Here is a 19,918-nt window from a genome sequence, read left to right on the forward strand (position 1 = left end):
CGCATCACACGGTTGTGACGCTCATCTCCCGCTCCGGCCCGCCACCGGCGTGTCGACCGCGGCCCTGGCCAATTCGGCCGCGCCGATCATGCCCGCCGCCTCGCCGAGCTGGGTGGTGCGCAGGCGGGCCAGGGGCCGGTGCCCGGCGCCGGTGACCGCGCGCGCGTAGTGCTCGCGGGCCTCGTCGAGGAACAGCGGCGCCGAACTGCTCACGCCGCCCGCGATCACCACCAGGTCGGGATCGAAGATGTCGCTGACGAAGGCCAGGCCGAGTCCGAGCCAGCGCGCGAAGTCGGCCATCACCCGGACCGCGAGCGGATCGCCGTCCTGGGCGGCGCCCGCCACCCGGCGGCCGGTCAGCGAGCCGGGATCGCGGATGACGTCCCCGGCGAGCACCGAGCGCACCGGATCGGTGGCCAGCAGTTCGATCGCGGTGTCGGCCAGCGCGGTGCCACTGCAGTAGCGCTCCCAGCAGCCGCGTTTGCCGCACGCGCAGGCCCGGCCCTCCGGCACCACCTGCAGATGCCCGAGTTCGGGCGCGACGCCGTGGCTGCCGCGATAGAGCTTGCCGTCGATGAGCAGGGCGGCGCCGATGCCGGTGCCGATCGCGACCAGGACCACGGTGTGCCCGCCCGCGGCCGCGCCGAAGCGGTACTCGGCCCAGCCCGCGGCGTTCGCGTCGTGCTCCAGGATCACCGGCAGGCCGAGGCGGGCGGTCAGCCGCTGCGCGACCGGGGCGTCCTGCCAGGGCAGGTGCGGCGCGAACCGGACCGTCGAGCGGTCCTCGGAGATGAAACCGGCGACGGCCAGCCCGACCGCGGCGATCGGATGCCTGCGCGCGAGGTCGCGGACCGCGCGGTCGATGGCGTCCTCGAGCGCGCGCGCCGCGTGCGGCGTCGGGGCCTGCACGGAATCGAGCACCTCGCCCTCGGCGTCGACGACCGAGGCGCGGATGTTCGTGCCACCGACATCGATGCCGACGGTGAGCAGGTGTTGACGGTCGATCCCCTGGGTCATCCCCGGATCGTCACCGGAATGTCGACATAACGCGAGCGTGGCGCGCGGGTGGGACGGGATCGGTCGCCGTGGGGACGCTCGGCGTGCTCGGGCTCGGTCGGCGCCTGCGTGGCGAAACGGCCGGTGCCGGACCCGGTGTCGGCCGGGACCTGCGCGGCGGCGCCGGGGCGTGCCGGTGCGCCCTGCGGCCGGGGCGCGGCGAATTCGTCGACCCGGCGGGGGCGCGGGGTGCCGTCGGGACGGGCCGAACCCCAGCGCAGGCGGGAGCGGGTCGCCGTGTCGGCGGGGGATTCGTCCGAGGCCGCGAACGTGTCGCGGGCGTGCGCAGCGGTGCTGTTCGGCGCTGCGCCGGAACTCGGCGCCGCCGTGGTGTCCTCGTGCTGCTCACCGGTGCCGGTGCTGTGACCGGACGCTCTGTCGTGGCTGTCCGCGTCCGGCCGGTCCCCGGTGGTGCCGTCGTGGGGGGCCCACCCGGACTCGTGCGAATCATGGTGTCCGGCGGCGTATTCGGCCCACTCGGGCGGCAGCACCGGCTCCACAGGGACTCCGGCGAGCGCCTCGCGCAGCACCGTCACCATCGAGGTGCCGTGCTCGGCGAGGGCGGCGACCACGTCGTGGTGTTCGCCGCGCATCAGGGCCGCCGCCGCGCAGACCGGGCACCAGGCGCAGCCGCCGAGATCGGCCTGGCCGTCGGCGGCGGTGCGGCGCAGCACGGGTTCGACTCTGGCCAGCAGCACTTCGGCCAGCAGCCGCAGCTCCTCGGTGAACTCGGCGAAGCCGTCGGGGTGGTGGCCGCGGCGGTCGGACTGGGAGTCACTGCTCATCTGCGGTGGCCTTCGTGTAGTTCGGATCGGCGGGCCAGACCTGCGGATCGGGCCGGAAGCGGACCACCAGATGACCGTCGTCGAGCTCGGCGCCCGCCACCGTGCAGCGTTGCAGCACCGGCGCGAGCCGGACGCGTGTGCGTACCCCGTCGGCTCCCACGATCAGATCGTCCTCCACTCGGCCCAGCCGCAAGGTGCCGGGATCGACCACCGGCAGCCGCATCCGCATCGCGTACACGGAGTCGACACCGGAGCCGGACTCCCATCGAACCATCGGTTCGCCCGAATGCGCGCTCTGAGCGTGTGGGCCGGGCAGCGTGTCGACCGCGTAGGAGAACGCCGACAGCGCGCTCAGCCCCACCGGTTCGGCGCCCGCGTGCTGGGCGATCAGGATCGGGACGTCGGTGAGCTGCTCGTGCAGCCGCGCCACCACCTCGAGCTGCTCGGCGCGGCGGTTCAGGTACCAGTGCACGGCCGGATGGGCGCTCTCGCCGGGCGAGGGCACCGGCGGCAGCACCTTGTTCACCACCACCGCGTCCAGCCGCAGGCCCAGCAGCGCGGCCGCCGACCGCACGCGCCGGGACTCGGCGACGGCCACCTGCTCGGGACCGGTGATCAGCCGGGCGCTGGTGCGGGTGCGGTCGGCGAGCAGGTCGCGGACCCCGCCCACCGCGGTGACGATCCGCTCGACCGTGGCCGCCAGCACCGCCTTGCGCAGGTCGGGGCCGATCGCGCTCATCGAGCGGGCGTGCCGCGGCCAGAGCCGCTCGAGATAGGTGAGCAGGGTGTCCGGCGCGGTGACCAGGCGCAGCATGTCGGCCGAGGGCGGGCAGTCGACGACGATGACGTCCCAGTCGTCCTCCTCGGTGTACTGGGCGATCTCCACCAGCATCAGCAGTTCCTGCACGCCCGGCAGCCCGGTCAGCTCGGCCGGGTCGATCGCGGTCAGGTCGACGCCGTGATCGTGGCCGCCGCCCTTGGCCAGCATCCGCACGACATCGCGGAACCGGTCCTCGAGCAGCGCGAGGGAATCGATCTCGATCACCTCGAGCCCGGGCGCCACCCTGGCCACCCCGGCGACGGTGCCCGGATCGTGCGGGAAGCGGAAGCCGAGCGCGTCACCGAGCGAATGCGCCTGGTCCAGCGAGGCGATCAGCACCCGCTGCCCGGCACGGGCGTAGGCCATGGCCGTCGCGCAGGCCAGCGTCGTCTTGCCGACACCGCCCTTACCGACGAACAGTTCGACGCGGGTACCGCCCGGGGCGCTCAGCCCTCGACCCGCTTCTTCAGTTCCTTCAAGGCCGTATCGGTGATCACCTTCTCGGCCTTCCGCTTGAACATGCCGATCATCGGGATGTTCAAGTCGACGGTCAGCTCGTAGACGACCTCGGTGCTGCCGTCGGGCCGGTCGCGCAGTTCGTAGCTGCCGTCCTGGGCCTTCTGCAGGTCACCGCTGAGCAGCCGCCAGCTCACCGCGTGGCCGTCGGCGCGCCAGGTGTAGGCCAGCACGTAGGTGTCCTTGACGACGCCGGCGTCCAGCACGAACCGGGCGGTCGCCGCCCGCCCGGCGGTGTCGGTGTCGAGCACCTCGACCGATTGCGCGGCCGCCACCCATTCCGGATAGGACGCCAGGTCCGCGATGACGGCCATCACCTGCTGCGACGGCGCCTCGATGACGATCGATCTCTGGGTCCGGTCGGCCATGGCGGACAACGGTTCCTTTCGTGCGGGACGAGCAGTCGGGGCCTACGGCGTCAGGACGCCGCGGCGGCCGCCGGCGCGACGCCCGCGGGTCGACCGGCCTCGAGCCGTGCCTTCAATTCGAACGACATGTGCTTGCCCGCCACCCGGCGGGCCCGGTTCGCCGCGGCCAGCGCGCGCGGCGTCATCGGCTTGGCCGCGGTGGGCTCGGCGTGCAGGAAGTAGTGCAGGATGGCGCCCTCGGGCACGGCCTCCAGCCATACCTCCATGGTCCCGTCCAGCGGGCCCGCCACCGTCCAGCGGATGCCCTTGTCGCCGCGATCCTCCCGGACGTCGAGACGGAGATCGGGCCACCAGCGGCGCCAGTTGTTCGTGGCGCTCAGTACGTCGGCGATCGCGGCGGGCGGCGCCGCGAGAAAGGTCTGATCTGCGACCTGGATACTGCTCACCTCGCTGAGCGTAGTGGACGCCACACCGGACGCGGCCGGGGTGTCACCGCAGCAGCTGCCGCAGCCGGGCGCCCTGGCGGTCCCAGTGCCAGTTCTCCTCCACCCACACGCGGCCCGCGGCGCCCATGGCGGCCGCCTTGTCGCGGTCGGTGAGCAGCTCGACGAGGGCGTCGCTGATCTGCTCGGCGGAGCGTCCGTGCACCACCAGCCCGGTCTCGCCCTCCCGGACGGTCTCGGGCGCGCCGCCGGAGCTGCCGGCCACCACCGGCACGCCGGTGGCCGAGGCCTCCAGGTAGACGATCCCGAGGCCTTCGACGTCCAGCCCGGCACCGCGGGTGCGGCACGGCATCGCGAAGACGTCGGCGATGGTGTGGTGGGCGGCCAGCTCGCCCGAGGGCACCCGGCCGGTGAACACCACGGAATCGGAGACCCCGAGCGCTTCGGCCAGCCCGCGCAGCCGGATCTCGTACGGGCCGCCGCCCGCGATCACCAGGACCGCGCCGTCGACGCGTTCGCGGATCTCGCTCATCGCCACGATCAGCATGTCCTGGCCCTTGCGCGGGACCAGCCGCGACAGGCACAGCACGGTCGGCCGGTCACCGAGGCCGTAGCGGGCGCGCAGTTCGGCGCGCGCGCCCGGGTCGGGCCGGAACTCGGCCGGGTCGACGCCCGGCGGCAGGTACTCCAGCGCGGCGCGCGGCCCGAAGGCCGAGGCGAACCGGCCCCGGGTGTACTTGCTGACGTAGGTGACGACGTCGGTGTTCTCGCCGATCGAGCGCAGCACCTGCCGCGCGCCGGGCAGCATCGACCAGCCGACCTCGTGGCCGTGGGTGCTGGCCAGGATGCGCTCGGCGCCCGCGCGGCGCAGCATCGGCGCCATCGCGGCCAGCGGCGCGGCCGCGCCGAACCACACGGTGTCGCAGCCGTGTTCGCGCAGCAGGTTGCCCGCGCGCTTGATCACCCCGGGCGTCGGCAGCATGAGCGTCGTCGGATGCCGAACCACGCGGAACTTCTGCGCGGCGTCGAACTTCTCGTGGCTGTCACCGCGCCAGCGCGGCGCGTAGACGACCAGGTCGTCCGGCGGCAGCTGATCGGCCAGCGCGTTGAGATAGGACTGGATGCCGCCCGGCCGAGGCGGGAAATCATTGGTAACCAGCAGAGTTCGGGCCATAAGTGAACAACCTAATAGGTCAGCGTCACGAGGTGACTCGGCGAGGGGGCGGTCGGGAGGCGGTCGGTGGTCAGACGGCGCGGCCCCGTAACCAGGCGCGCCAGCCGTCGAGCAGGTCGGCGCGAGAGGCGCCGAGCACGGCGGCGAAGGCCGCGTCCTGGGCCGCGGCGGACTGCGGGCCGGTGGCGAGCTTCTTGTACAGCGTGGTGAGGGCGGCCGGGCCGTAGCGGTCGGCGAGGAAGGCGCACGCGCTCCAGGCCGATTCGTAGGCGTAGGGGGCGTCGGTGCCGGTGAAGTCGGCGTCGCCGATCAGCTCGGTGGGCAGGGTGCCCGCGCGCAGGCGGGTGGTGAGCGTCGGCGCGATCTGGGAGAACGTGTTGGCCCCCGCGCGCTGGGCGACGTATTCGGCGTAGCCCTCGACCAGCCACAGCGGCGCGCCGTCGGCGGTGGCCGCCCTGGTCGCGACGTGGGTGAGTTCGTGGCGCAGCAGGGTCGCCATGCCCTCGTCGCCGACCCGGCGGCGGGCGTCGGGGTTGAACACGATCCGCTGGTCGGTCGGCCGGGTGCCGGGCACGTAGGAGCCGGTGAGCGAGACCGCGGCCACGTCGGCGCCGGTGGCGGCGCCCGCTGCCCTGGTCAGCGCGGTGAACTCGGTGGGTGTGCCCGCGACGACGAGCACCGGCGCGCGATTCCAGTCGGTGCCCCAGGCGGCGCTCACGTCGGCGATCGCCGGGGCGAGCTGTTTCTCCAGGACGTCGACATCGGCGCGGTGGCCGGAATGGGCGACCACGAGCGCGTCGGCCTCGCCGCCCGCGGCGACCCGGCGCACCAGGATCGGCCCGAACGGCTGGAGCTCGCGGCGCACGGGGGTCAGCCGGGGGTCGTCGATACCGGCGGTCGTGTCGAGCACCTCGGCCTCGTCGGTGGCCAGTTGCAGCGGACCGGCGTTGCGCGGTACCAGGATCAGTGCGGCGCACGCCCCGGTCAACAGGGTGACCGAGGCGAGCGTGAGCGCGAATTCGAGGCGGCCGTTGGCCGAGAACCAGGAGCGTAGGCCGGACGCGCGGCGGGACGGATCGGTCACCGCCGGCTCAGTATCGCCGGGCCGAGTGGAACGGGGTGGTGTTGATCGGCGCGACGGCGACCGGGACACCGAAGGTGGAGGCGTGCACCATCATGCCGTTGCCCGCGTAGATCCCGACGTGCGAGATCTCGGGGTAGAACAGCACGACGTCGCCGGGCTGCAGGTCGTCCTTGGCCACCGGGGTGCCGAAGTTCGCCTGCTGGGAGCTGGTGCGCGGGACGTTCTTGCCGACCTGCTTGAAGGCCCACTGCACGAGGCCGGAGCAGTCGAACTGGTCGGGGCCGGTAGCGCCCCAGACGTACGGGTCGCCGATGCGGGTCAGGGCGGCGGCCAGCGCGCTGGTGCCGCTGCCGGGGACCAGGCCCTGCAGCAGCGAGTCGCGATCGAAGCCGGGCGGGAAGGGCGAACCGGCCAGCGTCGACTTGTCCTTGGCCGAGAGCGCGCCCCAGGCCTCGACGACCTGGGTGGTGGCCACGGTGAGATCGCTGCGCTTACGGTCGACGTCGGCTCGCACGGCCTCGGCGGCCGCGGTCGCGGCGCGGGCGGTGTCGGCGGCCGCGCGGGTGACCGATTCGGCGGCGGTGGCCGCGTCGGCGGCCTTCTTGAACTGGCGCACGCTGTCGGCGGTCTGCTGCGCGAGCACGTCCAGCGTGGACATCTTGTCCAGCAGCTGCTGCGGTGAATTGCTCGACAGCACCGCGAACATGCGATCGGTGCGTGCGCCGGTGTAGGTGGCGATCGCGGTGCGATCGATCATCGGCTGGAACTTGCGGACCTCGGCGCGGGCGGCGTCGGCGACGGCGGTGCTGGCGGCCAGCTTGTCGTCGGCCTCGCGCTGGACGGCCCACTTGGCGTCGAGATCGGACTGCGCGTTGAGCGAGGCCTGGTTGAGGGCCTCGGCCTGCCGGGAGAGGTCGATCATCCGGGCGATCGCGTCACCGGCGGTGGTCGGCAGGGCGATCGGATCGGCGAGGGCGGGGCCTGCGGCATAGGTGGCGCACACCAGGATCGCGGCGGACATGGCTCCGGCGATGCCACGCGCGACGCGTGGGTTCCGGTGGTGGTCAGTCACAGTGCGCCGTGCCCCGTTCTCTCGATGTCCGCCGATGCAGCGCCTTTACCCGAACCGGACCCACTCGTCCGCTGAGAAGGTCTCGATCAGGTTACGGAACCGCGTGTGCCCGTGTCCAGTAGGCCACGGAGGGGTCACGGTGCGCCCTTCCCCGCGAACGACGCACCGCACCCGTCGATCAGAAGCGGCGAGCGCCCGCGAACGGCATCGAGGAGACCGAGGCGACGTGCACCGGGCTGCCCGAGGTGGCCGCGTGCACGACATTGCCGTCGCCCGCGTACAGGCCGGAGTGGCCGCCGCCGTAGAACGACACCAGGTCGCCGGGGCGCAGGTCCTCGAAGGCGACCGGGGTGCCCGCGCCGAGCTGGGCGCCGCTGGTGCGCGGCAGCTCCATGCCCGCCTGGCGGTAGGCCCACTGGACCAGGCCCGAGCAGTCGAAGGCGTCCGGGCCCGCGGCACCGTAGACGTAGGGGGAGCCGACCTTGCTCAGCGCGGCATCGAGGGCGATGTCGGCGGCGGTGGCGCGCGGCGCGGTGAAGGTCTGCGGGACCGACGGGGTCTCGATGCCGGGGATACCCTGCGGCAGCGGGATCTCGTTGGGCACCTCGAAGGTGCCGATACCGGGGACAGTGACCGGCGTCGCCGACGCGGGAGCGGCCGGCAGGAGGAACGCGCCGATGGTGGCAGCGCCGACGGCTCCGGCGGCAACGGCTCGCTGCGCCTGACGCTTGACGGTGTTGGTCGCCATGATGCGGGTACTTCCAATCTGCCCCACGACGCCGGGTCCGTATGACGCGGCGGGCTTCATCCCGTTGAACCGTTCGTGGCCGAGGGGACTCCGTGAGGTCTCGAAAAGGTTACGAAGACATCACGGTGGTTTGTAAAGTCGGACATCGGTCCGAAAGGCAATTCGGGAGATCCACCCGAACATTCCGTGCGAGCTGCGTCACACCAATCACGAAACGATAACGCCAGGTCGGCTCCGGGGAGCTTCTCGGTCGCTACCCGGCGCGTCGTCGTCGGCTTCTTCGCGGCCTATTGGTCTACCCCTAGGGGTGAATCCCCAGGTCGCCTCCGCGCGTCGGCGCGTGAACCGGTCGGTCGCCCAGTCGTGCCCGCGGGCGGCGCGCCGGGCGCCCCGGCGGCCGTCGAGCGGTAATCGGTCTTACCCGATGAAATTCGCTTCGGTCATGTGATCTTCGGCAAACTGTGAGCCCGGTCTCATTCGGGTCTGCTCGAGGTCATTTTGTTCGCATCGGAACGAAAGTCTCGCGGCGAATTGCCGGGGGCGGGTGGGACGGTGGGCCCGGGAGGCGAAGGTCCCGGTGGGTGGGACTCGAGGTTTCCGGTTCCGCGAAACCTGGTGCGGCGGTTAGGGTACGGCCGAATGTTCGCAGTTCGAAGGGGGCGCGGGTGGCCGACGACCAGGTATTGACCGATTTGCTCACGATGGTGGAGCGCAGCCCGGAGGTGCTGGCGCTGCGCGTGTGCGTCATCGAGCTGTATCTCGACCGCGGCCGCTACGCCGACGCGCTGGCCCACTGCGGCGTGGCCCTCGGCCACCGTCCGGGAAACGCGCAGGTCCTGGCCTTGATGACGCGCTGCACGACGGCACTGTCCGGCGGCTCGCCCGCGCCCGCGACGGCACCGGCACCCGCGGCAGCTCCGGTCGCCGGTGCCCCGGCCGACTACGACTGGGCCGCCGCGGAGCACCAGGTCGGCGACATCATCGAACCGGCCTTCGTCGACACTCCCACCGAGTACGTCACCAACGACGACGCCGCCACCGTCGAGCGCCCGACCCGGCGACTGGCCGATGTCGGCGGCATGGACGAGGTGAAGCGGCAGCTGGACCTCACCCTGCTCGCCCCGCTGCGCAACCCGGAACTGGCCAAGGCCTTCGGCACCTCGGCGCGCGGCGGCCTGCTGCTCTACGGCCCGCCCGGCTGCGGCAAGACCTTTCTCGCCTCGGCCGTCGCCGGCGAGCTCGGCGCCAATTTCTATCCGGTCGAGATCACCGACATCCTCGACATCTACACCGGCGCCAGCGAGCGCAATGTGCACAGCATCTTCGAGATGGCCCGGCGCAACGCGCCCTGCGTGCTGTTCCTGGACGAGGTCGACGCGCTCGGGCACAAGCGCAGCCAGATGCACGGTTCCTCGACCATGCGCACCGTGGTCAACCAGCTGCTCACCGAGCTGGACTCGGCTACCCACAGCAACGAAGGCGTCTTCGTACTCGGCGCGACCAACCATCCGTGGGACGTCGACGTCGCCCTGCGCAGGCCGGGCCGGTTCGACCGGATGATCTTCGTCGGCCTGCCCGACGCGGCGGCGCGGCGCGCGATCCTGCACTACAACCTGCGCGATCGCCCGGTGGCCGGCATCGACCTGACCGCGCTGGCCGCGCGGACCGACGGACTGTCCGGCGCCGACCTCGCCCACGTCTGCACCTCGGCGACCCAGCTGGCGATGGCCGACTCGATGCGCTCCGGCGAGGTGCGCCCGATCGGCATGGCCGATATCCAGGAGGCGCTGGCGCAGATCCGGCCGAGCACCGGCGCGTGGTTCGAATCCGCCCGCAATGTGGTCGAATTCGCCAACGGCGACGGCAGCTATGACGACCTGGCGCTGTATCTGAAGCGGATGAAGCAGCGCTGACACCCGCGCCGATGAGCGACCACCATCTCGACCGCGCCGCCGCCCTGATCGACCTCGGCCGCTTCGAGGCCGCCAGGGCGGAGCTGGCGCCCCTGCTGGCCGCCGAGCCCGACAACGGCGACGCCCACGCCCAGCTGGCCTATTCCTGGCTGCGCTCCGGTGACACCGCCACCGCCGCCGACTCCGCGCGCACGGCGCTGCGCCTGGACCCGGAGAACGTCTTCGCGTGGAAGCTGCTGGCGCTGAGCGAGCACGGGCTCCTCGGCGAGCTCTACGAATCCGACCGGCCCGCCGCCCTCGCGCACGAGGACGCGGCGACGCGGGCGGCGTCGCGGTGCGTCGAACTGGATCCCTGGTCGGCCGAATGCCATCGGATCCTGGCGACCGTCGTGGTCCATCGCGACCGCAAGGCCGCCATGGCCGCCATCGACACCGCGGTCGAGCTCGAGCCGGCGAACGCGGTCCTGCACGTGGTGCGCGGCCGGGTGCTCTGGCAGGGCGCGAAGGTGGCCTCCACACGGGCCGCGGCGGGCCGGGCCGCGCTCGCGGAGGCGCTGCGGCTGGACCCGGACAATGTGGAGGCGCTGTTCCTGCTCGGCAGCCACGCCGTGCAGCGGCGGCGCTGGGCCGAGGCCGAGACGTGGTTGCGCCGGGCGGCCGAGCTCGATCCGTCCTACGCGCCCGAGGTACGTGAGCTGCTGGCGCGGATCCCCGATCCGTCGGCCGACCGCGCGTCCTCGCCGGAGCGGGAACCGTCGACGTCGCCGCCCGCTCCGGCGGCATACCCACCGATGCCGCCCGGGCGGCCGCCCGATCCCGCGTGGCGCCAGGAATACCTGGGTGAGCGCGGTTCCGGCGGCGGCGCCGGTGCGTGGGCGGTGATCGGCGTCGTGGTCCTGCTCGTGATCCTGGCCGCGCTCGGCGCCGCGACCGAGAACCCCGATGCCCCGTCGACCGGTCCGGCCTCGCGCACGCTGCCCTCGTACTACCGGCCGCCGTCGTATGTCCCGCTGCCACGCACCTTTCCGCAGTTCCCGGCGGATCGCCTGCCGACCGGATACCCCTGGCCGACCACGCGCCCCCGCGTCACCCTGCCGCCGAACTGGGCGCCGCCGACAGGTAACTGAGTTCGGCACGGCGAGCATGTCGGACCCCCGTCCTACGCTCTCGCCGTGCCCGATCCCGTTCCGCTCCCGGCTGCCGCGCGTCAGCTGGCCTTCGACGAACTCGACACACCGCTGTACGACACCACCTTCGTCGTCGTCGACCTGGAAACGACCGGGACCAGCCCGGACGGGGACTCGATCACCGAGATCGGGGCGGTGAAGGTGCGCGGGGGAGAAGTGCTGGGGGAGTTCGCGACCCTGGTGAATCCAGGGTTCGCGATCCCGCCCGCGATCGTGCAGATCACCGGGATCACCACCGCCATGGTGTACGAGGCGCCGCGGATCGAGGCGGTGCTGCCGGGTTTCCTCGAATTCGCCGCGGGCGCGGTCCTGGTCGCGCACAACGCCCGCTTCGACACCGCGTTCCTCAAGGCCGCCGCCGCCCGGCAGGACATCGCCTGGCCGAATCCGCAGGTGCTGTGCACGGTCAAGCTCGCCCGGCGGGTGCTGACCCGCGACGAGGCGCCCTCGGCGCGGCTCGGCGTGCTCGCGCAGATCCTGGGCGCGTCGACCACGCCGACGCACCGCGCCCTCGACGACGCCCGCGCCACGGTCGACGTGCTGCACGCGCTGATCGGCCGGGTCGGCAACCAGGGCGTGCACAGCCTGACCGAGCTGCTCGACTATCTGCCCGGCGTGACCGGGACCCAGCGCGCCAAGCGCACCTTCGCGGGTGATCTGCCGTCCGCGCCGGGTGTCTATCTGTTCCGCGGACCGTCCGACGAAGTCCTCTATATAGGGACCGCGGTCAACCTGCGCCGCCGCGTGCGCACCTACTTCACCGGTTCGGAGACCCGCGGCCGGATGAAAGAGATGGTGGCCCTGGCGATCCGGGTCGACCACGTGGTGTGCGCGCACGGACTGGAGGCGGGGGTGCGCGAGCTGCGGCTGCTGGCCGCGCACGCGCCGCCCTACAACCGCCGCTCGAAGTTCCCCCGGCGCGGCTGGTGGCTCACCCTCAGCGACGAGGCCTTCCCCCGGCTCACCGCGGTGCGGACACCGACGCGAACGGCGGTGGGGCCGTTCGGTTCCCGCACCGACGCCGTCGACGTGGCCCTGACGATCGCCGAGTTCGCCGGGCTGCGGACCTGCGCGACCCGCCTCGCCCGCACGGCCCGGCACACCTGCCCGCCCGCCGTCGTCGGCGGCTGCCCGGCGGCGCGCCCCGACGACCTGGACGCCACCGGCTACGCCCCGGCCGTCGACGCGGTCCGCGAGCTGCTCACCGGCCGCTCCGACACGGTGCTGCGGGCCATGCTCGATCGCATCGAAACCCATTCCACCGCCGAGCATTTCGAGGCGGCCGCCCGGCTGCGGGATCGCGCCGCTGCCGTCGTCACCATGCTGCACCGCACCCAGCGCCTCGCCGCCCTGGCCCGGCTCGCGGAACTGATCGTCGCCCTGCCCGACGGCGCGGGCGGCTGGGAGTTCTCGGTGATCCGCTACGGCCGCCTCGCCGCCGCGGGCACCGCGCGGCGCGGCACCCCGCCCATGGCGGTCGTCGACCAGATCGTTGCCGCCGCCGAAACGGTCGTCCCTGATCTGGGCGATGCGGTCGACGACCTTCCCCCCTTGCGCGGTGCCCCGCCCGAGGAGGTCGGCGTCATCGCCCGCTGGCTGGGCAAGCCCGGCGCCCGCATCGTCCGCACCAGCGACGGCTACCACGAACCACTGCACGGCGCGGCCCGCTGGAGGGGCTGGGCCGAGCTGGCCCGCACCGCCGCCACCACCCTCAGCCCGGAGGAGCGCTACCTGGCCGAACGGTGACCGCGCGCCCGGAGGATCATGGAACCGCCTGTCACATCCGGTGACGGCGGGAGAAAGGGCGAAGGCGCGAATGTTCGTGAAGGTGTGCGGCCTGACCACCGAGGAGCAGATCGACTGGGCCGTCGAGCTGGGGTACTCCGCGATCGGCGTCATGGTCACGCCCAAGAGCAAGCGCTACCGCACGCCCGCCCAGGCCCGCGCGCTGGCCGACTACGCGCGCGGCCGGATCACCACCTTCGCGGTGGCCCTCGAAGCGGCCGAGGTCGCCGAGGTGGCCGACGCCTTCGACGTCGTGCAGCTCTACCAGTGGGCCGACCTGCCGAACCTGGCGTTCTGCTCGTCCACCCCGCCCGCACCCGAGCAGACCAGCGAATACTTCTTCTACGACGCCAGCGCAGGCTCCGGGATCTTCGAGGAGTTCCCCGACTGGGTGCGCGCGCTGCCCGGCAAGGTCGTGCTGGCGGGCGGGCTCGACGCCGGCAATGTCGCCGACACCATCGCCCGGCACCGCCCCTACGGCGTCGACGTGTCCAGTTCGGTGGAATCGGCGCCCGGCGTGAAGAGCCTGGACCTGATGCGCAGGTTCAAAGCGGCCACCGAGACCCCTAAGTTCTAGGCTGATCCCATGATTACCGCGATCGTGCTGATCCAGGCCGAGAACTCTCGTATCCCCGAGACCGCGCAGGCCCTCGCCGACACCGCAGGCGTCGCCGAGGTGTACTCCTGCGCCGGTGACGTCGATCTGATCGCGATCGTGCGGGTGCGCGATCACGAGCGCATCGCCGAGGTCGTCACCAGCGGCATCGACAAGGTGCCCGGGGTGGTGCGCACCACCACGCACATCGCCTTCAAGTCGTACTCCAGCGCCGACGTGGAAGCCGGATTCTCGCTGGGGGAGTGAGCCTTTCGCTCGCTCAGGCCTCGTCGAGAACCTGGGTGAGCTCGGCCCAGCTCTGCAGCAGCTTCGCCGCCGCGCCGCTGTCCACCGCGGCGGCGGCGCGCTCGAGCCCGCCGGTCAGGGCGGCGTCCAGATCCAGGTCGACGTCGCCGACGCCGCGCGAGAGGTCGTAGGCCACGATCGCCGCGGCCGAGTTGAGCAGCACCGCGTCGCGTACCGCGCCCGGCGTGCCCGCGAACATCTCGCGCGCGATGCCCGCGTTGACCACGGCGTCACCGCCGCGCAGCGCGTCCAGCTCGACGCGGGGAATCCCGAGCCGGGTCGGATCGAGCACCGTCTGCCGGATCCGCCCGCCGCTGACCACCCACACATCGGTGACATCCGACGTCGTGATCTCGTCGAGCCCGTCGCGCCCGCGCACCACCAGGGCACTGGCGCCACGCTCGGCGAACACTCCCGCGATGACCGGGGCCAGGTCGGCGAACGCGCAGCCGATCAGCCCCGCGCGCGGCTGGGCGGGGTTGGTGAGCGGGCCGAGCACGTTGAACACGGTCGGGATGCCGATCTCCTTGCGCGCCGGACCGGCGAAGCGCAGCCCCGAGTGGAACAGCGGCGCGAAACAGAAGCCGATCCCGGCCTCGCGCACCGACCGCGCCACCGACTCCGGGCCCAGCGCCAGCTTCACGCCCAGCGCCTCGAGCACGTCGGCGCCACCGGCCTTGGACGACGCGGCCCGGTTGCCGTGCTTGACCACCGGCACTCCGGCGGCCGCGACGACCACCGAGGACATGGTGGAGATGTTGACCGAGCCGGAGCGGTCGCCGCCGGTGCCGACGATGTCGACCGCGTCGCCGTCGACATGCACCAGGCGGGCGTGCCCGAGCATGCCCGCGACCATGCCGGCCAGCTCGGTGGGGGTGGGGCCCTTGATCTTCATGGCGACACCGAAGGCCGCGATCTGGGCCGCGGTGGCGTTGTCGGTGAAGATCTCGTCGATCACCCAGGTGGTGTCGTCCGCGGCCAGGTCGCCGCCGTCGGCGAGGGTTCCGAGCACCTGGGGCCAGCTGCGCACGCTCATCTGCTCCGCATCTCCGTTCGACATCGCCATCGCGCAACTCTGATCGGGCGCGGCGGGGTAGCGCAAGCCTATTGCGCCGTTGGCAGAGTTTACGGCGCGGGACGGGGTGGTTGCAGCGCGTCCCAGCCGTCGGCGACACCGTCGTGGCGCTGCGCGAGCCCGGCCATCCGGGATCGTTCCTGCGAACAGGTCAGCGGATCGAGGCGCTGCACCCGCTGCAGGACCACCGGCACCAGCTCGCCCGCGGCGGTGTCCACGGCCTCGGCGCGCGTGTAGCCGTCGTATCCGGCGATCTCGGCGGCCGCGTCGATCCGGTCCGCGGGCAGGCGCAGATGGTGGCGCAGCACGGCGTCGGCGTCGCGATCGAGGTCACCGGCGCGGTCCAGCGCCGCCGAGCAGGCTTCGGCGTCGTCGAAGCTCGACGCGACCACGACCAGATCGGCCCGCGCCGGGTCGAGCGACTCGCTCTGTCCGCCGAACAACCGCCGCCACATCCGCACCACGACCATCGCCGCCTCCTCGTCTCAGGTTATCCACATCCAACGCTGTCACAATCGGTTGTCACGTGATCGTCGCCAACACGCCGACGGAGGTCGTAGACCCCCTCTGTGCGTGGGTTTTCCGACTCCCACGACAAACTTTCGTACCCGGGTACAGCTGTCGTACTACGAAGAGTCATACTTACCCCGTGACGACCGCAGTAGGCACCCCAGGATCGGCCATTACTCAGCGTGTGCATTCGCTGAACCGGCCCAACATGGTCAGCGTCGGAACCATCATCTGGCTGTCGAGCGAGCTGATGTTCTTCGCCGGCCTCTTCGCCATGTACTTCGTTGCGCGCGCGCAGGCGCACGGCAACTGGCCCCCGGAGCCGACCGAGCTCAATATGACGCTCGCCGTCCCGGTGACGGCCGTGCTGGTCGCTTCGTCGTTCACCTGCCAGATGGGTGTGTTCGCCGCGGAGAAGGGCGACGTGTTCGGCCTGCGCCGCTGGTACGTGATCACCCTGCTGATGGGCGCGTTCTTCGTCTTCGGCCAGGGCTACGAGTACTACCACCTCGTGCACGAGGGCACCACCATCTCCGGCAGCTCGTACGGCTCGGTCTTCTACATCACCACCGGCTTCCACGGTCTGCACGTGATCGGCGGTCTGATCGCCTTCGTGTTCCTGCTGATCCGCACCAAGATGAGCAAGTTCACGCCCGCGCAGGCCACCGCCGCGATCGTGGTGTCCTACTACTGGCACTTCGTCGACATCGTCTGGATCGGGCTGTTCGCCACGATCTACTTCGTCCGCTAGGCGCGGGCGCACAGCATTTGCACAAGTCGGTTCCGTCTACTCCAAAGGGACACAGATGAGTTCATCTCCCCCGTCGGCCCCCGAGCCCGCCGGCCCTGACAACGGTCAGGCCACCAAGGCGCGTAAGCAGCGTCGCGTTCGCCGTCGTATCGCGGGTGGCCTCGCGTTGCTGGTTGGTCTGGTCGGAGCCGGCTTCCTCGCCGCGGCGCTCACCCCCGCGCCCCAGGTCGCCACCGCGCACGAGGACCAGTCCGCGCTGATCCGCGAGGGCAAGCAGCTCTACGAGACCTCGTGCATCACCTGCCACGGCGCGAACCTGCAGGGTGTCGAGGACCGCGGCCCCAGCCTGATCGGCGTCGGCGAGGCCGCCGTCTACTTCCAGGTGTCCTCCGGCCGCATGCCGATGGCGCGCAACGAGGCCCAGGCCATGCGCAAGCCCGAGAAGTTCGACGCGCATCAGACCGACGCGCTCGGCGCGTTCGTCGCCGCCAACGGCGGTGGCCCCTCGGTGATCCGCGACGCCAACGGTGAGATCGCGCAGGAATCGCTGCGTGGCGACGACATCGCCCGTGGCTCGGAGCTGTTCCGCATGAACTGCGCCTCCTGCCACAACTTCACCGCCCGCGGTGGCGCGCTGTCCGGCGGCAAGTTCGCCCCGCCGCTGGCCGAAGCCAACGAGCAGCAGATCTACGACGCCATGCTCACCGGCCCGCAGAACATGCCGAAGTTCTCCGACCGGCAGCTGACGCCGGAGGAGAAGCGCGACATCGTCGCCTACGTCAAGAACGCCGCGGAAGAGAAGTCGCCCGGCGGCTGGGACCTCGGCGGTTTCGGCCCGGCGACCGAAGGTCTGGCGATCTGGGTTATCGGCATCACCGCCGTGGTGGGTGCCGCGATGTGGATCGGATCTCGCACATGAGTGGACAGGAGCACAACGACATGGGTCGGGAACCGACCGAAGCCGAACTGGACGCGATGACGCGTGACGAGCTGGTCGAGCTCGGTACCGCGCGCGACGACGTCGATGTCGCGTACCGCGGCGAGCGCTGGCCGGTGCCCGGCACCCGCGCGGAGAAGCGCGCCGAGCGCGCGGTCACCTTCTGGTTCGCCATCTCCGGTCTGGCCGCCGCCGCGCTGATCGGCGTCTTCCTGTTCTGGCCGTGGGAGTGGAAGGGCTACGGCGACGAGGGCCATGCCGCCTACTCGCTGTTCACCCCGCTGGTCGGCCTGACCTTCGGCATCTCGGTGCTGGTCATCGGTATCGCGGTCGTGCTGATCCGCAAGCGGTTCATCCCCGCCGAGATCTCGATCCAGCAGCGCCACGACGGCCCGTCCGACGAGGTCGAGCGCCGCACCCTGGCGGCCGAGCTGCAGGACGCGCTCGACACCTCCACCCTGGGACGCCGCAAGATGATGCTCGGTACCGCGGGCGCCGGTGTCGGCGTGCTCGGTATCGGCGCGCTGCTGGTGTTCGTCGGCGGCATGGTGAAGAACCCGTGGGCCAAGGGCGACAAGTCGCCGCTGTGGGTCTCGGGCTGGACCCCGGACTACCCGGGCGAGACCATCTACATCCGCCGCGACACCGGTCGTCCGCAGGATGTCGTGCTGGTGCGTCCGGAGGATCTGGACGCGGGCGCCATGGAGACCGTCTTCCCGTGGAAGGAGAAGTGGCGCGGCAACGAGCACGACACGCTGCAGTCGCTGCGCGGCATCCGTAACTCGGTCATGCTGATCCGTCTGCGCACCGCGGACGCGGAGAAGGCGATCAAGCGCAAGGGCCAGGAGAGCTTCAACTACGGCGACTACTTCGCCTACTCGAAGATCTGCACCCACCTCGGTTGCCCCACCTCGCTGTTCGAGCAGCAGACCAACCGCATCCTGTGCCCCTGCCACCAGTCGCAGTTCTCGGCGACCGAGTGGGGTAAGCCGGTCTTCGGTCCGGCCGCCCGCGCGCTCCCGCAGCTGCCGATCACCGTCAACTCCGAGGGCTTCCTGGTCGCCAACGGCGACTTCATCGAGCCGCTCGGCCCGGCCTTCTGGGAGCGTCGTTCATGAGCACTCTGGTGGCGAACCAAGCCAACGAGATGGACGAGCGGTATCGCGCCGCCGCGTTCGTGAAGCGGTCGATCAACAAGGTCTTCCCGACCCACTGGTCGTTCCTGCTCGGTGAGATCGCGCTGTACGCGTTCATCATCCTGCTGCTGTCGGGCATCTACCTGACGCTGTACTTCGACCCGTCGATGGCGCACGTCACCTACGACGGGTCCTACCAGCCGCTGCGCGGTGTCGGCATGTCGCGGGCCTACGAGACCGCGCTGAACATCTCCTTCGAGGTGCGCGGCGGTCTGTTCGTCCGGCAGATCCACCACTGGGCGGCCCTGCTGTTCGCGGCGTCGATCATCATCCACCTGTTCCGCATCTTCTTCACCGGCGCGTTCCGCAAGCCGCGTGAGGCGAACTGGGTGATCGGCTCGCTGCTGCTGATCCTGGCGATGTTCGAGGGCTTCTTCGGCTACTCGCTGCCCGACGACCTGCTGTCGGGTACCGGTCTGCGGGCCGCGTTCGGCGGTATCACCATGAGCCTCCCGGTCATCGGCACCTGGATGCACTGGCTGATGTTCGGTGGCGACTTCCCCGGCGACATCATCATCCCGCGCCTCTACATCGCGCACGTGCTGCTGCTGCCCGGCATCATCCTGGCGCTGATCGGCGCGCACGTCGCGCTGGTCTGGTACCAGAAGCACACCCAGTTCCCCGGCCCCGGCCGGACCGAGAACAACGTGGTCGGCGCGCGCATCGTGCCGGTGTTCGCCGCGGACCAGGGCGCGTTCTTCGCGTTCACCCTCGGCATCGTCGGCATCATGGGCGGCATCCTGCAGATCAACCCGATCTGGAACCTGGGCCCGTACAACCCGTCCCAGGTCTCGGCGGGTTCGCAGCCCGACTTCTACATGATGTGGACCGACGGTCTGGCGCGTCTGATGCCGCCGTGGGAGCTCTACCTGGGTCGCTACACGGTCCCGGCCGTGGTCTGGGTCGCGCTGATCATGGGCCTGGTGTTCACCCTGCTGATCGCCTACCCGTGGATCGAGAAGCGTCTCACCGGTGACACCACCGCGCACCACAACCTGCTGCAGCGTCCGCGCGACGTGCCGGTGCGTACCGCCATCGGCGCCATGGCCATCGCGTTCTACGTGGTGCTCACGCTGTCGTGTGTCAACGACATCATCGCGCTGAAGTTCGACATCTCGCTGAACGCGACCACCTGGATCGGTCGTATCGGCGTGCTGCTGCTGCCGCCGCTGGCCTACTTCGTGGCCTACCGGTTCTGCATCGGCCTGCAGCGCGGTGACCGCGCGGTGCTCGAGCACGGCATCGAGACCGGTGTCATCAAGCGCCTGCCGCACGGCGAGTACATCGAGGTGCACCAGCCGCTGGGCCCGGTCGACGACCACGGCCACGCGATCCCGCTGGAGTACCAGGGCGCCCCGGTGCCCAAGAAGATGAACAAGCTGGGTTCGGCCGGCAAGCCGGGCACGGGTAGCTTCCTGCGCCCCGACCCGAAGGCCGAGTCGGACGCCTACTTCGCCAACGAGCACGCCGAGGAGCACAAGATGCTCACGGCCCTCGCCGAGGAGCAGGCCCGCGCCCACGGTGACGAGCCGCACGGTCACTGACCGCGCACCACGCACACGAGAAAGGCCCCGAGTCGACACGACTCGGGGCCTTT

General features: G+C 71.3%; 20 protein-coding genes. 9 read left to right on the forward strand and 11 right to left on the reverse strand.

Annotation, left to right across the window (positions count from 1 at the left end; translation table 11 throughout):
* Positions 1–21: 21 nt before the first annotated feature.
* The 9 genes from ACFVW6_RS31410 to ACFVW6_RS31450 form a co-directional block, all read right to left on the reverse strand.
* Positions 22–1,017 (reverse strand): ROK family protein, encoded by a 996-nt coding sequence (locus ACFVW6_RS31410; RefSeq protein WP_355280085.1) that lies wholly within the window; start codon positions 1,015–1,017, stop codon positions 22–24.
* A complete protein-coding gene (locus ACFVW6_RS31415) occupies positions 1,014–1,841 on the reverse strand; it encodes a hypothetical protein (RefSeq protein WP_378833307.1) in 828 nt (275 codons plus the stop codon). The genes ACFVW6_RS31410 and ACFVW6_RS31415 overlap by 4 nt, the downstream gene beginning before the upstream one ends.
* Positions 1,831–3,111: an ArsA family ATPase gene (locus ACFVW6_RS31420; protein WP_355280181.1), complete on the reverse strand. Its 1,281-nt coding sequence runs from the start codon at positions 3,109–3,111 to the stop codon at positions 1,831–1,833. Before ACFVW6_RS31420 ends, ACFVW6_RS31415 begins: the two co-directional genes overlap by 11 nt.
* Positions 3,108–3,545, reverse strand: coding sequence for an SRPBCC family protein (locus ACFVW6_RS31425; protein WP_378833305.1), 438 nt, complete (start codon positions 3,543–3,545; stop codon positions 3,108–3,110). The genes ACFVW6_RS31420 and ACFVW6_RS31425 overlap by 4 nt, the downstream gene beginning before the upstream one ends.
* Before the next feature lie 50 nt (positions 3,546–3,595).
* Positions 3,596–3,991: a polyketide cyclase / dehydrase and lipid transport gene (locus ACFVW6_RS31430; RefSeq protein WP_355280092.1), complete on the reverse strand. Its 396-nt coding sequence runs from the start codon at positions 3,989–3,991 to the stop codon at positions 3,596–3,598.
* 43 nt (positions 3,992–4,034) lie between these two features.
* Positions 4,035–5,162 (reverse strand): glycosyltransferase family 4 protein, encoded by a 1,128-nt coding sequence (locus tag ACFVW6_RS31435; RefSeq protein WP_355280095.1) that lies wholly within the window; start codon positions 5,160–5,162, stop codon positions 4,035–4,037.
* 70 nt (positions 5,163–5,232) lie between these two features.
* Complete coding sequence (locus ACFVW6_RS31440) at positions 5,233–6,246, reverse strand: peptidase MA family metallohydrolase (RefSeq protein ID WP_378833301.1); 1,014 nt, start codon at positions 6,244–6,246, stop codon at positions 5,233–5,235.
* A gap of 7 nt (positions 6,247–6,253) precedes the next feature.
* Complete coding sequence (locus ACFVW6_RS31445) at positions 6,254–7,267, reverse strand: NlpC/P60 family protein (RefSeq protein WP_378833299.1); 1,014 nt, start codon at positions 7,265–7,267, stop codon at positions 6,254–6,256.
* Between the two features lie 229 nt (positions 7,268–7,496).
* Positions 7,497–8,066 carry a C40 family peptidase gene (locus tag ACFVW6_RS31450; RefSeq protein WP_355280102.1) on the reverse strand — a complete coding sequence of 190 codons (570 nt, stop codon included), beginning with the start codon at positions 8,064–8,066 and terminating at the stop codon, positions 7,497–7,499.
* Positions 8,067–8,731: 665 nt separating this feature from the next.
* Here ACFVW6_RS31450 and ACFVW6_RS31455 point away from each other — a divergent pair.
* The 5 genes from ACFVW6_RS31455 to ACFVW6_RS31475 all read left to right on the forward strand — a co-directional run bounded on the left by ACFVW6_RS31455 (position 8,732) and on the right by ACFVW6_RS31475 (position 13,813).
* Positions 8,732–9,979 (forward strand): ATP-binding protein, encoded by a 1,248-nt coding sequence (locus ACFVW6_RS31455; RefSeq protein ID WP_378833296.1) that lies wholly within the window; start codon positions 8,732–8,734, stop codon positions 9,977–9,979.
* Between the two features lie 11 nt (positions 9,980–9,990).
* The gene (locus ACFVW6_RS31460; protein ID WP_378833293.1) at positions 9,991–11,106 is read left to right on the forward strand and encodes a tetratricopeptide repeat protein; all 1,116 of its coding nucleotides are present in this window, start codon (positions 9,991–9,993) and stop codon (positions 11,104–11,106) included.
* A gap of 45 nt (positions 11,107–11,151) precedes the next feature.
* Positions 11,152–12,912 (forward strand): DEDD exonuclease domain-containing protein, encoded by a 1,761-nt coding sequence (locus ACFVW6_RS31465; RefSeq protein WP_378833291.1) that lies wholly within the window; start codon positions 11,152–11,154, stop codon positions 12,910–12,912.
* A gap of 70 nt (positions 12,913–12,982) precedes the next feature.
* Entirely contained in the window at positions 12,983–13,528 is a 546-nt protein-coding gene (locus tag ACFVW6_RS31470) for a phosphoribosylanthranilate isomerase (protein ID WP_378833289.1), read from the forward strand.
* Between the two features lie 9 nt (positions 13,529–13,537).
* Positions 13,538–13,813 (forward strand): Lrp/AsnC family transcriptional regulator, encoded by a 276-nt coding sequence (locus tag ACFVW6_RS31475; protein WP_218717263.1) that lies wholly within the window; start codon positions 13,538–13,540, stop codon positions 13,811–13,813.
* Between the two features lie 13 nt (positions 13,814–13,826).
* Here ACFVW6_RS31475 and trpD read toward each other — a convergent pair whose 3' ends face one another.
* Both trpD and ACFVW6_RS31485 read right to left on the reverse strand, forming a co-directional pair.
* Positions 13,827–14,888 carry an anthranilate phosphoribosyltransferase gene (trpD, locus tag ACFVW6_RS31480; protein WP_378833286.1) on the reverse strand — a complete coding sequence of 354 codons (1,062 nt, stop codon included), beginning with the start codon at positions 14,886–14,888 and terminating at the stop codon, positions 13,827–13,829.
* An 89-nt stretch (positions 14,889–14,977) separates the two neighbouring features.
* Entirely contained in the window at positions 14,978–15,397 is a 420-nt protein-coding gene (locus tag ACFVW6_RS31485; RefSeq protein WP_378833284.1) for a hypothetical protein, read from the reverse strand.
* 179 nt (positions 15,398–15,576) lie between these two features.
* Here ACFVW6_RS31485 and ACFVW6_RS31490 point away from each other — a divergent pair, with 179 nt between their 5' ends.
* From ACFVW6_RS31490 to ACFVW6_RS31505, 4 genes are read left to right on the forward strand one after another with little or no spacing between them, the layout of a single operon-like run.
* Complete coding sequence (locus tag ACFVW6_RS31490) at positions 15,577–16,188, forward strand: heme-copper oxidase subunit III (protein ID WP_355280117.1); 612 nt, start codon at positions 15,577–15,579, stop codon at positions 16,186–16,188.
* A gap of 55 nt (positions 16,189–16,243) precedes the next feature.
* Positions 16,244–17,107 carry a cytochrome c gene (locus tag ACFVW6_RS31495; protein ID WP_355280118.1) on the forward strand — a complete coding sequence of 288 codons (864 nt, stop codon included), beginning with the start codon at positions 16,244–16,246 and terminating at the stop codon, positions 17,105–17,107.
* Positions 17,104–18,243: a ubiquinol-cytochrome c reductase iron-sulfur subunit gene (locus ACFVW6_RS31500; RefSeq protein ID WP_355280120.1), complete on the forward strand. Its 1,140-nt coding sequence runs from the start codon at positions 17,104–17,106 to the stop codon at positions 18,241–18,243. Before ACFVW6_RS31495 ends, ACFVW6_RS31500 begins: the two co-directional genes overlap by 4 nt.
* Positions 18,240–19,865, forward strand: a complete 1,626-nt coding sequence (locus ACFVW6_RS31505; protein ID WP_378833280.1) for a cytochrome bc complex cytochrome b subunit — start codon at positions 18,240–18,242, stop codon at positions 19,863–19,865. The genes ACFVW6_RS31500 and ACFVW6_RS31505 overlap by 4 nt, the downstream gene beginning before the upstream one ends.
* The last annotated feature ends 53 nt before the right edge of the window (positions 19,866–19,918 follow it).

The sequence above is a fragment of the Nocardia sp. NPDC058244 genome, from assembly GCF_042882065.1.
GTDB lineage: Bacteria > Actinomycetota > Actinomycetes > Mycobacteriales > Mycobacteriaceae > Nocardia.